Raw genomic sequence first — 12,216 nt, forward strand, 5'->3', positions numbered from 1 at the left:
CATCCCTGCCCCGCAGCCATGTAAAGCCATCACCATGCCCTACGATCCGCCCCCCGAACTCGCCTCGCTCGGTCTTGCCGAGATCGCCGAACAGGTCGCGCAGCGCAAGCTCCCCCCGGTCGAGGAGTGGGACCCGGCGAACGAAGGCGACAGCGCAATGCGGATCGCCGCCGATGGCACCTGGTATCACGATGGCGGCAAGATCCGGCGTCAGGCGATGGTCCGCGCCTTCGCCGGCCTGCTGACACGCGACGAGGCGGGTATCTACTGGCTGGTCACCCCGGTGCAGAAGCTCTCGATCGCGGTCGAGGACGCCGCCTTCATCGCCACCGACTGCCGCTTGGTCGATGACGGGATCGCGCTGCGGCTCAACACCGACGAACTGGTGATCGTCGGCCCCGACCACGCGCTGCGCGCCGAGGGCAACCGCGAGGCGCCCGCGATCTACTGCCATGTGCGGCGCGGCTGCGAGGCGCGGCTCAACCGTTCGACCTACGAGCAATTGGCGCAGATCGCGCTCGCGCGCGGCGACGACTGGACCGTGACCAGCCGGGGCGAAACCTACTCGCTGCTGCCTGCATGAGCGCGCTGTTCGACCGACTACAGGCGCTGTTCGAACAGGGCCATGCGCAGGAATTGGGCGATCTGATGTCCGACGTGCGTTTCGCCGATGTCGGGCGCACTGCCGATGCCGCGGTGCTGATCGCGGTAACCGACCGCGCCGACGAGCCGGGCGTGCTGCTCACCCAGCGCCCCACCACGATGCGCGATCACCCCGGACAGGTCGCCTTTCCCGGCGGCAAGCTGGAGACCGGAGAGGATGCGGTCGCGGGCGCGCTGCGCGAGGCGCAGGAGGAACTGGCGCTCGATCCACAATCGGTGCGGCTGATCGGCACCACCGACCGCTATCAGACCGGCACCGGCTTCGACATCACTCCCGTGCTCGGCGTGATCCCGCCCGACCTGCCGCTGGTGGCCTGCGATCGCGAGGTCGAGAGCTGGTTCGAGGCGCCGCTGTCGCTGCTGATGAACGACCGCAACTGGCGGCGCAATTCGGTGTTCTGGAAGGGAGCCGAGCGCCAATATCTCGAGATCGAGCATTCCGGCTATCGCATCTGGGGCGTGACCGCGGCGATCTGCTACAATCTCTCGCGCCGACTGGCCTGGATGGAGGCTGAGCGATGACGCGTTTGCCCGAAGCGGAGTGGACGCGGCGCGAGGATCTTGCCGAGCTGGTGGCGGCGCTGGGGGCGGAACACCTGCGCTGGGTCGGGGGCGCGGTGCGCGACACGCTGCTCGGCGGCAGCGCCAAGGATATCGACGCCGCGACGACGCATCGCCCCGAACGCGTCATCGCGCTGTGCCGCGAGGCGGGCATCCGCACCGTGCCCACCGGGATCGATCACGGGACGGTCACGGCGCTGCTCGATGATGGTCCGGTCGAGGTGACGACGCTGCGCCACGACGTTTCGACCGACGGGCGCCGCGCGACCGTCGCCTTCGCCGCAGACTGGCGCGAGGATGCGGCGCGGCGCGATTTCACCATCAACGCGCTCTATGTGCATCCCGAGACGCTCGAGATCGCCGACTATTTCGGCGGGCTCGACGATCTGGCGGCGCGGCGGGTGCGCTTCATCGGCGACGCCGCGCAGCGCATCCGCGAGGATCACTTGCGGATCCTGCGCTACTTCCGTTTCCAGGCGCGCTTCGGCGATGCGCTCGACGAGGAAGCGCTCGCCGCCTGCCGCAATCTGGCGGGAACGCTCAAAGAACTCAGCCGCGAGCGCGTGGCGATGGAACTGCTCGCCATCCTCGGCCTGCCCGATCCGGACCCGACCCTCGCGCTGATGCAGGATTGCGGCGTGCTCGCGGTGATCCTGCCCGAAGCCCGCGCCGCCGAACGCGCCTGTCTGGTCGCGCTGGTGGCGCATGAACAGGCGCAGCATGCGCACCCCGACGCCATCCGCCGGCTCGCGGCGCTGATCCCGCCGGTGCGCGCGCTAGCCGAAGCGGTGGCAGTGCGCCTGCGGCTGTCGCGCGCCCAGCGCGCGCGGCTGGTCTGCGCGGCTGAACGCAGGGAGGAGGATGCCGCCGACCCGCGCGCCCTCGCCTATCGCGAGGGGCTCGCCTGCGCGCGCGACCGGCTTTTGCTGTCGGGCCGGTCACTCGGCGAATTCGCGGATTGGGACGTCCCGCAATTCCCGCTCAAGGGCGGAAGCATCATCGCGCGCGGCGTGGCGGCGGGCCCCGAGGTCGCGCGGATCATGCGCGCGGTCGAGAACCGCTGGGTCGCGGAAGGCTTTCCGGGTCCCGAGCGGATCGACGCTCTGCTCGAAGCCGAGCTTAGCGCGCGCTGATCAACTGAACCGGTTGTCGCGCGGGAAGCCCTGCGGCGGCATCCGCCCGGCCCCGCCGCGCGCGACCTTCCACTGCCACATTTCCTGCTCGGTGCGGGTGCGGCCGCTCTCGCCGCCCATCGCCCAGCTAAGCCCGTCTTCGAGTCGGAAGGTGCGCGCATCGGCCATTCCGCCGTCGCGATAGCGCTGCAGCTGGACGCCCTGCCCGCGCGCCATGTCGGGCAGTTCCTCGAGGTTGAACACCACCAGCTTGCGGTTGTCGCCGACCACCGCGACATGATCGTCGGTGCTCGCGATCGGGCGGACCACCGCGAGCTTGGCATCGCCCTTGAGATTGACGACCTGCCGCCCCTTGCGGGTCTCGGCGAGCAAGTCCGCGGTCGCGGCCGCGAAGCCCTTGCCCGTGCTCGCCGCAAGCAGCAGCCGCTGGTCGGGAGAATGCAGCACCATGGCGACGATCTGCGCCTCGGTGTCGATGTCGAGCGTGTTGCGCAAGGGTTCGCCGAAACCGCGCGCACCGGGCAATTTGTCCGCGCCCAGCGTGAAGAACCTTCCGTTGTCCGCGGCGAGCAGCAGCTTGTCGGTGGTCTGCGCATGCACCGCGAAGGCCGGGCCGTCGCCTTCCTTGAACTTGAACTCCTGGTCGAGCGGGACATGCCCACGCGCGCCGCGCACCCAGCCGCGCTGCGACAGGATAACCGTGATCGGCTCCTTCTCGATCATCGCATCCATGCTGAACTCGACCGTCGGCGCGGCCTCCTCGATGCTGGTGCGGCGGCGGCCAAGCGGCGTCTCGGGCCCGTATTCCTTGCGCAGATCGGCCAGTTCGCGCTTCAATCGCGTGCGCTGGCGCGCGGGCGAGGCGAGCAGCCTGTCGAGCTCGTCCTTCTCCTTGAGCAGCGTGTCCTTTTCCTGGCGCAGCTGCATTTCCTCCAGCTTGCGCAAAGATCGCAGCCGCATGTTGAGGATCGCCTCGGCCTGCCGGTCGGTCAGGCCGAACTCGGCCATCATGACCGGCTTGGGCTCGTCCTCGGTGCGGATGATCTCGATCACCCGGTCGAGATTGAGGAAGGCGATGATATAGCCCTCGACCAGTTCCAGCCGGCGCGCGATCTGCTCGAGCCGGTGGAGGCTGCGGCGCTGGAGGATCTCGATCTGGCTGGCGACCCAATTGCCCAGCAACTCCTTCAGCCCCATCACCATCGGGGTGCGCGTGGCGTCGAGGACGTTGAGGTTGAGCCCGAAACGGGTTTCGAGATCGGTCAGCTTGTAGAGCGATTCCTTGAGCAGCTCGGGATCGACGTTGCGGCTGCGCGGGACCAGCACCAGCCGGATCTGCTCGTCGCTCTCGTCGCGAACATCCTCGAGGATCGGCAGCTTGCGATCGGCGATCGCCTGCGCGATCTGCTCGATCAGCTTGCCCTTCTGGACCTGATAGGGGATCTCGCTGACCACCAGCTGCCACTGCCCGGAGCCGAGCCGCTCGATCCCGGCGTCGCGATCCGCCTGCTTCTCGGCCTCGGCGGCATGGAAACGCCCGCGCACGCGGAAACTTCCACGCCCGGTCTCGTAGGCCTGAGCGATCACCTCGGGCCCGTCGACCACCAGCCCGCCGGTTGCGAAGTCCGGTCCGTGGAACAGCTCCATCAGCCGCGCATGCTCAACATGCGGGTTGTCGATCAGCTCGAGCGTGGCATCCACCACTTCGGCGACATTATGGCTGGGGATATTGGTCGCCATGCCCACCGCAATCCCGCTCGAACCGTTGGCGAGCAGATTGGGGAACAGCCCGGGAAAGATCTCCGGCTCCTGCTCCTCGCCATTGTAGGTGGGGACGAAATCGACCGTGCCTTCGTCGAGGCCCTCCATCAGCCGCACCGCGGTGCGGGTCATGCGGGCTTCGGTGTAGCGATAGGCGGCGGCGTTATCGCCGTCGATATTGCCGAAGTTCCCCTGCCCCTCGACCAGCGGGTAGCGCAGCGCGAAATCCTGCGCGAGCCGGACCATAGCGTCGTAGACGCTGGCATCGCCGTGGGGGTGGTATTTGCCGATCACGTCGCCGACCACGCGCGCGCTCTTCTTAAAGGCGTCGGTGGGGTTGAGCTTCAACTGCCGCATCGCCCACAGCAGCCGGCGATGGACCGGCTTGAGCCCATCGCGCAGGTCGGGCAGCGAGCGCGCGGTGATGGTCGAGAGCGCATAGACCAGATAGCGCTCGGACAGCGCGGAATCGAACGGCGTGTCGACGATCGCGTCGATCGGGTGGGGTTCGGTCGTGTCGGTCTTCGCCATCTATATTCCTACCCGCTCATCCGCTCGGGGACCCGAAGCCGGTGGCCGCAGGACGGTTATTCGGAGCACCTTGGCGACGCCGGATCGACGGCGCCGCGGCTCCAGAGGATGGGCGGAAATGATTCCAGTCGCCCCGCCCTATCACCGCCACGCCCTGGCTACCAACGGGGAACGGCAGGCTTTCCCCATACGTTGACCGGGTAACAGCAAATCAAGGAGTTACCCATGACCAAGCACGTGATGATCCTCGCCACCAACGGCTTTGAACAGTCCGAGCTGATGAAGCCCAAGGCCAATCTCGAAAAGGCCGGCATTAAGACCACCGTGGTCAGCCTCGAAAGCGGCTCGATCAAGGGCTGGGACAAGGACGATTGGGGCCAGAGCGTCAGCGTCGATAAGACCGTCGACGAGGTGTCGAACTGCGAAGGCTACGACGCACTGATGATCCCCGGCGGCCAGATCAACCCCGACCTGCTCCGCGCCAACGAGCGTGCCGTCGCGATCGTCCGCGAATTCAACGCGGCGGGCAAGCCGATCGCGGCGATCTGCCACGCGCCGTGGCTGCTGATCGAGGCCGGAGTGATCGAAGGCAAGACTGCGACCAGCTACAACTCGATCCGCACGGATCTCAAGAACGCAGGCGCCAATGTGGTCGACAAGGAAGTGGCGATCGATGGCAACATCATCACCAGCCGCAAGCCCGACGACATCCCCGCCTTCTCCAAGGCGCTGATCGAAGCGGTCGGCGAGACCGTGAAGGACGGCGAACTCGAAGCCGCCTGAGGCAATTAAATCGGACGCAAGAAGCCCCCGCACCGACTGCGGGGGCTTTTTCGTTCCCGGACCCTAAGCCAAGCCTGCGCATTGAGCCGGAAAGGGGTAAAGAATGTTCACACGGTTTGCGACCTTGATCGCGCTGCTTTTCGCATGCTTTGCAACTCAGGGCACCGCGCAATCAGGCCGCGAGGTTGCTCAGGCACCGGAACCGTACATCTATGAAGTCGAAGCGCTCCAGAACGGCAAGGCTTCGGGAGCGCTCGATCTCGAAACGCCGATGGGTCTGCTGGAAAGCTTTCTCGAAGCGGGTAGCCGAGGGGACTGGAGCCGCGCCGCCGCTGGTCTGGACCTGGCCGATATTGAGGGTGGTGCCGATCCGGCGACCAGTCAGAGAGTAGCGAAACAGCTCTACGACCTCCTGAAGCGGACGGTTTCGTTCGATTGGGCGAGCTTGCCGGACCGGCCCGACGCCGTCGATGTCAGTACTAGCAGCAAGGATCCCATGGCCGGCATAGCGCGCCGGTCGCTGACCATTGCACGGCTGGAACTCGGCGACCGGATGGTCCCAATGAGGATTGCCCGGGTACAAGAGCCGGGAGGCGAACCGGTCTGGGTGTTCGCACGACAGAGCGTTGCCAACGTTCCGGCGCTCTACGATCGGTACGGCCCCACCGCGTTCGAACGCTCGCTTCCGGCGGGCCTGCGCGAACAGGCTTTCTGGACGCTCGCCTGGTGGGAAGTCATCGCGCTCCCTATCATCCTGCTGATTTCCGGTTTCGTGGCACCGCTGACCTATCTGGCAATCTCGCGCTGGCGCGCTCGCCAAGAGGACGAGACCAAGCTCACCAGCGTCTTGCGGGCGCTCCATCTTCCCGCCACACTGCTCGCTTTCGCGGGCACTTTCGCGCTGATCCGGATTTTCTTCTTCCGCCTCTCGGGACCGGTGAAGGACTTGCTCGATCCACTGCAGCTGATCCTGGTTATCGCCGCTGCCCTTGGCATCATGCTGGCGGTGATCGAAGCCTTGTTCGAGTTCGCAACGTCCCGCCGCACCGACGAGCTCGAGGATCCGTCCAATCACGAGGACCGCAATTTCTACACCAAAATGAGCGCGATCCGGCGCATCATCACCGCCTTGCTTCTGCTCGCGGCGCTTGGGTTCCTGCTGGTGGCGAGTAGCATCTCGAGCACACTGGGCTTTTCCATCATCGCCTCGGCGGGGATTCTCGGCCTAGTCCTCGCCTTTGCAGCCCGCAAGGTTCTGGGCGACATGATGGCGAGCGTGCAGATCGCTTTCGCACAGACGGCGCGCATCGGCGACGCCGTCTCCTACGATGGCGTGTGGTGCTACGTCGAAAAGATCGGCTTTACCCACCTTCGCCTGCGAACCTGGGACGAACGCCGCATCATCGCTCCGGTAAGCGATTTCACCAACGAGAGTTTCGAGAACTGGACCAAACACGACGCTCGGCAAATGATGCATGTCGTGCTGGAACTCGACAATCGCGCCGATGTCGACGTCCTGCGCGACGCATTCCATGAATTCATCGCCGACGACGAAGACGCCATCGATCTGGACGACGCGAAGTGTCAGGTGGTGGCCCAGAACGCGAGCGCGATGAGCGTTCGCTTCATGGTGCGCTCTCCCGATCCCAAGCGCGGCTGGAACATGGAGTGCCGCTTGCGCGAACACCTTCTGTCGGTAGCATCCAAGCTGGATGCGGCGGCCGGGAACGAGTCCGTCCCTGCCTATTTGCCTCGCGAGCGTGAGGTACGCATGGATCTCGCCGGCGAAGACGATTCGGAGTGATCAGAAGCGCCTAGCGTCATGGCTGTCGGCGGGGATCGACACGCTGAGCCCATCCAGGCTCTCGTCCAGCAGGATCTGGCAGGAGAGGCGGCTGGTGCGGCGCACGCCGACAGCGAGATCGAGCATGTCTTCCTCGTCTTCGCTGGCCGGCGGCAGTTTCGCGAACCACTCGGGATCCACCACGACATGGCAGGTCGAGCAGGCCATCTGTCCCTCGCAGGTGCCCTCCAAAGGCAAGCCCGCGCCCTGCGCCAGCGTCAGCAGGCTGTCGCCGGGTTCGCCCTCGGCTTCGACTCGCTCGTCACGTGCGGTCGTGAAGGTCACGCGCACGCTCACAGCCCCTGCGCCTTGACTGCCGCGTTGATCTTCTCGGCCGCCCGTTCGATTTCCTCCAGCGTAGTATAGCGACCCCAGCCCAGCCGGATCGAGCTTTTGGCTCGCTTGGCCGAGAGTCCGATCGCGGCGAGCACATGGCTGGTGCGCCCCGAACCGCTGGCGCAGGCGGAGCCGGCGGAGAACATCACGTCGCGCACCTCGCTCATCAGCCGGTTCACATCCAGGCCCTTGCGTCTGATGTTGATATTGCCATGCCAGCGCGCTTCCTCGCTGCCATTGAGCTTCCACTCGGAAAACAGCTCGCGGGCGCGATGCCAGAGCTTCTCGACATGTTCGGCATCGGCCGCCATCTGCTCCTTCGCCAGCAAGGCCGCAGCGCCGAAGCCCGCGATCAGCGCCGGGCTGAGCGTGCCAGAGCGGATGCCGAATTCCTGCCCGCCGCCGGTCTGCACCTCCGCCAGTTCGAGCCCGTCACGGACCCACAGCGCTCCGACGCCTTTGGGCCCGTGCAGCTTGTGGGCGCTGACCGCGATCATGTCCGCCGCGGTCAGCTCGATCTTCCCGTAGGCCTGCACCGCATCGCACAGGTAGAGCGCGTTGGCGCCCTTGGCCTTGCGATGCCAGTCGATCGTCGGTTGGATAGTGCCGATCTCGTTGTTGACCTGCATCACGCAGACCAGCCGCGTGTCGGCGGGAAGGTCCTGCTTCGTGTTGCACTGGCCGTTCTTGGCGACGTTCAATTCATGGCAGGCGCCCATGCTGCGCGCGGTGTCGAGCACCGCGGCGTGTTCGATCGCGGAGGCCGATACCGTGCGACGCTCGTCGCGGCCGGCAGTCCCGCGGATGGCGAGATTGATCGCCTCGGTGGCTCCGGACGTGAAGATCACCTTTCCGCCGGGCGGGAACAGCGCCGCCACCCGGTCGCGCGCCAGCGCGATCGCGGCGGCGGCCTCGCGCCCCATGCGGTGCGGCGAATGCGGATTGCCGAAGCCGCTGCCGGCCGGCCCGTCGAGCCAGCGCATCATTTCGTCGCGCGCATCGGGGGCGAGCGGGGTAGTCGCCTGGTAGTCGAGATAGATCATGTCGGATGCGATCCTAACCGCTCGGGGCGGGCTTGTCGAAGCGGTGTTTCGACGGAGCGAGTCAGCTGCGCTGCGCCAGCTCGCGCCAGACCGCGCAGAAGCGCTCGACCTCGGTGCGGGTGGTGGTCCAGCCGACACTCACGCGGATGGTGCGGTCGGCGATGCCGGGTTCGAGCTGCATCGCCTCGAGCACATGGCTGCGCTTGAGGCTGCCGCTCGAACAGGCGCTGCCCTGCGAGACCGCGATCCCGGCCATGTCGAAGCGCATCAGCTGCGCGCTGCCGCTCATCCCAGGCATGGCGACGGCGTGGATGTAGGGCGTGGGCGCGGCGAGCCGATCGGCCAGCCATGTGCCGCCCAAGCTGCGGCAGTCCTGCGCCAGCGTCTCGAGCGGTTCGAGCACCGCAGGGTCGCAATAGGACTCGGCGCAGGCTTCCAGCGCCGCCGCCATGGCGAGCACGCCGGGCAGGTTCTCTGTCCCCCGCCGATAGCCGCGCTCGTGCCCGCCGCTGGGCTTGAGCAGATTGTAATCCTTTACCAGCAGCGCGCCGATACCCACCGGCCCGCCGAATTTGTGCGCCGAGAGGATCGCCATGTCGCATTCGGGCAGCGCGAGTTTGCCCGCGCCTTGCGCGCAATCGGCGAGCAGCACACCGCCCGCATCGCGCACGATGGAGCCGATCGTCGCGAGATCCTGCCGCTGCCCGGTCTCCGAATTGATCTGCTGCACCGCCACCAGCGGACGCTCGCGCTGGACCGCCTCCTGCAGCACTTCGAGATCGAGCGCGCCATCCAACTGGACCGGCAACCGCTCGGCGTCGGGCGCCGCGCCGAGAATCGCATCGTGCTCGCTGGCCGCGACCAGCCGCGCGCCCGCTTGCGCGCTGCCCAGCGCCAGCTGCGCCGCCTCGCTCGCACCCGAGGTGAAAATGATCTCGCCGTCCCACTCCAGTGCCGCAGCGATGCGCCCGCGCGCAGCCTCCAGCGCGGCCTTGGCCTTGCGCCCCTCGGCATGCGGGCTGGAGGGATTGGCCCACAGCCGCCAGCCCTCCTCCAGCGCGGCGAGCGCCTGCGGCCGGATCGGGGTGGTGGCGGCGTGATCGAGATAGATGCGTTCGGCGATGGGACAGGCTCTAAACAATTGCGAATTGCGACGGAAACACTATATAGCCCGCGACCTCTCGCGCGCCACCACCGGCAGCACGGGCCAACCATCTCGCTAGGTACCCCAACCATGCCGACCGTCATCTTCCCCGGCCCCGAGGGCCGTCTTGAAGGCCGTTTTTCGCCTGCCCCGCGCCCGCGCGCGCCAGTGGCGATGATCCTCCACCCGCACCCCCAGGGCGGCGGGACGATGAACGAGCAGATCACGCAGAAGCTCTACAAGAACTTCGTTGATCGCGGTTTCGCCGTTTTACGGTTCAACTTCCGCGGTGTCGGTCGCAGCCAGGGCAGTTTCGACAATGGCGTGGGCGAATTGTCCGATGCTGCCTCGGCGCTCGACTGGGTCCAGTCGATCCATCCCGAAGCGCAGACCACCTGGGTCGCGGGCGTCAGCTTCGGCTCGCTGATCGGGATGCAACTGCTGATGCGCCGCCCCGAAGTGCGCGGCTGGATCTCGATCGGCGCCCCGGCGAGCATGTACGACTTCTCCTTCCTTGCCCCCTGCCCGGCCAGCGGGATCTTCATCCACGGCGCGCAGGACACGGTGGTCCAGCCCAATGCGGTGACCAAGCTGGTCGAGAAGCTGCGCACCCAGAAGCACATCACCGTGCACCACGAGGAAATCCCCCGCGCCAACCACTTCTTCGAGAACGAGCAGGACGAGCTGATGGCCTCGGTCGACAATTACCTCGACTTCCGGCTGGATCCTTCCTGCCCGATCAAGTGAGCCGGGCGGCCTCGACCGCAAGGCGCTGAACCATGCGAACCCGTTGAAACCCACGCGTCGGCAAACGGCGCGTGGGCAGTTGCGTTGCATGCGGCAACGCGAAACCTCTTGCAACAATGGTAATGTTGTAACATTCTCTGTCAGCAGGCCGCCGGCTTCTCTCGTCGCACAGGCGGTCGCAAAGAGAGAGGACTGAACCATGGCCTATGCCGACCAGACCCGCCGCCCTTCCCCCACCAGCATGATCGCCGTCGTCGCGGTCCACGCCGCGATCGGCACCGCGCTGATTACCGGCCTGTCGTTTACGGGCGTGTTGAAGCCGCCAGCCAAGCCGCTGAGCGGGGCGCAGATCGAACTGCCCAAGCCGCCCCCGCCCGAACCCTCGCCCGAGCCGCAGCCCAAACCACGCCAGCAGGCCAGCAATCCGCGCGATACCGTCGTCGCACCCAAGCCTCCGATCTCCTTCGCGTCTCCGACACCCCCGTTCGAGACCACCGAGATCATCATTCCGCGCGACACCATCATCCGGCAACCGGGCGTGGACCCGGTCGCGGTTCCGGCATTGCAGCCGAGCGCCACGCCGACCGCGAGCGGAGTCGCGCCACTTGCCGCGCGGCCGCGCAACGATCCCGCGCGCTGGATCACCACCAACGACTATCGTTCGAGCTGGATCGCCCGCGAACTGACCGGAACCGCGCGCTTCCGGCTGGACATCGCCGCGGATGGCCGCGTCACCGGTTGCGCGATCACCGGTTCGACCGGCCATGCGGCGCTCGATACGGCGACCTGCCGCCTGCTCAAGCAGCGCGCCCGCTTCGAGCCGGCGCGCAATGCGAAAGGGGATGCGGTGGCTGGCAGCTTCGTCAATGCGGTCAGATGGGAATTGCCCGACTGAGGCCGGTCCTGCGCTAGCGGCCCGCGCCCTGCTCGATCCGGTCGAGCGGGGCCGTTCCGCCCTCGTCGGGGAGAGTCCATATCGCCACATTGACCAGCGCGACCGCGACCAGCACGAGCATCAGCCCCGCCTGCTTGCGCTGGCCGCGCTTCCAGGCGAGCCATGCCCCTCCGAGCAAGGCGATGGCGGCAAGGACGGTGATCGAGAGCGCGATGTCGAGCATGGAGGCTTCTTGGCAGTCCTTGCCGCGCCGCGAAACCCTGTTTCGTCCGGAACGCCCGGGGTCTGGTGCCGTTGAGCCTTGGCAAGCGCATCACCGCGATGCGCGCCAGTCGGAGCGCTATTTTCATGGGTATTTTCAGTTCAATTAAGGATGCCATCTTCGGCACGGAATCCGAACCTGCAAGACCGCAGGCGAGCCGCCCGGTCGCTGCCCCGGCATCCGCTGAAACGCGAACGACCAATGCCGAAGCGAGCGCGGCGCAGCCCAAGAGCGAACGCGCATCGGAGGACCGGATCGATGTCGAGAACAGTCTCGATTCCATGCCCGGTTCGGACCGGCTCAACTGGCGGACCTCGATCGTCGATCTGCTCAAGCTGATCAATGTCGATTCCGATTACGAAAGCCGCAAGGCGCTCGCCAGCGAACTCGGACGCCCCGATTACGACGGCAGCGCAGAGGACAATCTCTGGCTCCACCGCCGCACGATGCGCGAACTCGCAGCCAGCGGCGGCCGGGTCCCGCCCGAATATATCGATTGATTTGACAGGATAAT

The 12,216-nt window shown here is 66.6% G+C and carries 13 protein-coding genes; 8 read left to right on the plus strand and 5 right to left on the minus strand.

Annotated features, from left to right (window positions below; all coding sequences use genetic code 11):
- Window positions 1–34 precede the first annotated feature (34 nt).
- From ACQ5J0_RS00665 to ACQ5J0_RS00675, 3 genes are read left to right on the plus strand one after another with little or no spacing between them, the layout of a single operon-like run.
- Complete coding sequence (locus ACQ5J0_RS00665) at window positions 35–583, plus strand: DUF1285 domain-containing protein (RefSeq protein ID WP_462568608.1); 549 nt, start codon at window positions 35–37, stop codon at window positions 581–583.
- Window positions 580–1,185, plus strand: coding sequence for a CoA pyrophosphatase (locus ACQ5J0_RS00670; RefSeq protein ID WP_462568609.1), 606 nt, complete (start codon window positions 580–582; stop codon window positions 1,183–1,185). The genes ACQ5J0_RS00665 and ACQ5J0_RS00670 overlap by 4 nt, the downstream gene beginning before the upstream one ends.
- Window positions 1,182–2,357, plus strand: a complete 1,176-nt coding sequence (locus ACQ5J0_RS00675; RefSeq protein ID WP_462568610.1) for a CCA tRNA nucleotidyltransferase — start codon at window positions 1,182–1,184, stop codon at window positions 2,355–2,357. Before ACQ5J0_RS00670 ends, ACQ5J0_RS00675 begins: the two co-directional genes overlap by 4 nt.
- Here ACQ5J0_RS00675 and parC read toward each other — a convergent pair whose 3' ends face one another.
- A complete protein-coding gene (gene parC / locus ACQ5J0_RS00680) occupies window positions 2,358–4,649 on the minus strand; it encodes a DNA topoisomerase IV subunit A (RefSeq protein ID WP_462568611.1) in 2,292 nt (763 codons plus the stop codon). It lies immediately after the preceding gene.
- Between the two features lie 225 nt (window positions 4,650–4,874).
- Here parC and ACQ5J0_RS00685 point away from each other — a divergent pair, with 225 nt between their 5' ends.
- Together ACQ5J0_RS00685 and ACQ5J0_RS00690 are read left to right on the plus strand one after the other, a co-directional pair.
- Complete coding sequence (locus ACQ5J0_RS00685) at window positions 4,875–5,432, plus strand: type 1 glutamine amidotransferase domain-containing protein (protein ID WP_462568612.1); 558 nt, start codon at window positions 4,875–4,877, stop codon at window positions 5,430–5,432.
- Window positions 5,433–5,535: 103 nt separating this feature from the next.
- A complete protein-coding gene (locus ACQ5J0_RS00690; protein WP_462568613.1) occupies window positions 5,536–7,236 on the plus strand; it encodes a mechanosensitive ion channel family protein in 1,701 nt (566 codons plus the stop codon).
- Here ACQ5J0_RS00690 and ACQ5J0_RS00695 read toward each other — a convergent pair whose 3' ends face one another.
- From ACQ5J0_RS00695 to ACQ5J0_RS00705, 3 genes are all read right to left on the minus strand, one after another.
- Entirely contained in the window at window positions 7,237–7,572 is a 336-nt protein-coding gene (locus ACQ5J0_RS00695) for a 2Fe-2S iron-sulfur cluster-binding protein (protein ID WP_462568614.1), read from the minus strand. It lies immediately after the preceding gene.
- Entirely contained in the window at window positions 7,569–8,654 is a 1,086-nt protein-coding gene (locus ACQ5J0_RS00700; protein ID WP_462568615.1) for a cysteine desulfurase family protein, read from the minus strand. The genes ACQ5J0_RS00695 and ACQ5J0_RS00700 overlap by 4 nt, the downstream gene beginning before the upstream one ends.
- A 61-nt stretch (window positions 8,655–8,715) precedes the next feature.
- Window positions 8,716–9,795, minus strand: a complete 1,080-nt coding sequence (locus tag ACQ5J0_RS00705; protein ID WP_462568616.1) for a cysteine desulfurase family protein — start codon at window positions 9,793–9,795, stop codon at window positions 8,716–8,718.
- A gap of 93 nt (window positions 9,796–9,888) precedes the next feature.
- On the opposite strand from ACQ5J0_RS00705, the gene ACQ5J0_RS00710 reads away from it, so the two are divergent.
- Both ACQ5J0_RS00710 and ACQ5J0_RS00715 read left to right on the plus strand, forming a co-directional pair.
- Window positions 9,889–10,545: an alpha/beta hydrolase gene (locus tag ACQ5J0_RS00710; protein ID WP_067608239.1), complete on the plus strand. Its 657-nt coding sequence runs from the start codon at window positions 9,889–9,891 to the stop codon at window positions 10,543–10,545.
- 199 nt (window positions 10,546–10,744) lie between these two features.
- Entirely contained in the window at window positions 10,745–11,440 is a 696-nt protein-coding gene (locus ACQ5J0_RS00715; protein WP_462568617.1) for a TonB family protein, read from the plus strand.
- 13 nt (window positions 11,441–11,453) lie between these two features.
- Here the strand turns inward: ACQ5J0_RS00715 and ACQ5J0_RS00720 are convergent, their stop codons facing one another.
- Complete coding sequence (locus ACQ5J0_RS00720) at window positions 11,454–11,663, minus strand: hypothetical protein (RefSeq protein WP_462568618.1); 210 nt, start codon at window positions 11,661–11,663, stop codon at window positions 11,454–11,456.
- Window positions 11,664–11,788: 125 nt separating this feature from the next.
- Between ACQ5J0_RS00720 and ACQ5J0_RS00725 the strand changes: the two genes are divergently transcribed.
- On the plus strand, window positions 11,789–12,202 hold the full coding sequence (locus tag ACQ5J0_RS00725; protein ID WP_462568619.1) for a DUF3597 domain-containing protein: 414 nt from the start codon (window positions 11,789–11,791) through the stop codon (window positions 12,200–12,202).
- Window positions 12,203–12,216: the final 14 nt, after the last annotated feature.

Source organism: Qipengyuania sp. SM2512, assembly GCF_054954005.1.

Coding starts and splice junctions, on each gene's coding strand:
- ACQ5J0_RS00710 (WP_067608239.1), top strand. CDS start 9,889: ATGCCGACCGTCATCTTCCCCGGCCCCGAGGGCCGTCTTGAAGGCCGT.
- ACQ5J0_RS00690 (WP_462568613.1), top strand. CDS start 5,536: ATGTTCACACGGTTTGCGACCTTGATCGCGCTGCTTTTCGCATGCTTT.
- ACQ5J0_RS00675 (WP_462568610.1), top strand. CDS start 1,182: ATGACGCGTTTGCCCGAAGCGGAGTGGACGCGGCGCGAGGATCTTGCC.
- parC (WP_462568611.1), bottom strand. CDS start 4,649: ATGGCGAAGACCGACACGACCGAACCCCACCCGATCGACGCGATCGTC.
- ACQ5J0_RS00665 (WP_462568608.1), top strand. CDS start 35: ATGCCCTACGATCCGCCCCCCGAACTCGCCTCGCTCGGTCTTGCCGAG.
- ACQ5J0_RS00720 (WP_462568618.1), bottom strand. CDS start 11,663: ATGCTCGACATCGCGCTCTCGATCACCGTCCTTGCCGCCATCGCCTTG.
- ACQ5J0_RS00670 (WP_462568609.1), top strand. CDS start 580: ATGAGCGCGCTGTTCGACCGACTACAGGCGCTGTTCGAACAGGGCCAT.
- ACQ5J0_RS00725 (WP_462568619.1), top strand. CDS start 11,789: ATGGGTATTTTCAGTTCAATTAAGGATGCCATCTTCGGCACGGAATCC.
- ACQ5J0_RS00715 (WP_462568617.1), top strand. CDS start 10,745: ATGGCCTATGCCGACCAGACCCGCCGCCCTTCCCCCACCAGCATGATC.
- ACQ5J0_RS00685 (WP_462568612.1), top strand. CDS start 4,875: ATGACCAAGCACGTGATGATCCTCGCCACCAACGGCTTTGAACAGTCC.
- ACQ5J0_RS00700 (WP_462568615.1), bottom strand. CDS start 8,654: ATGATCTATCTCGACTACCAGGCGACTACCCCGCTCGCCCCCGATGCG.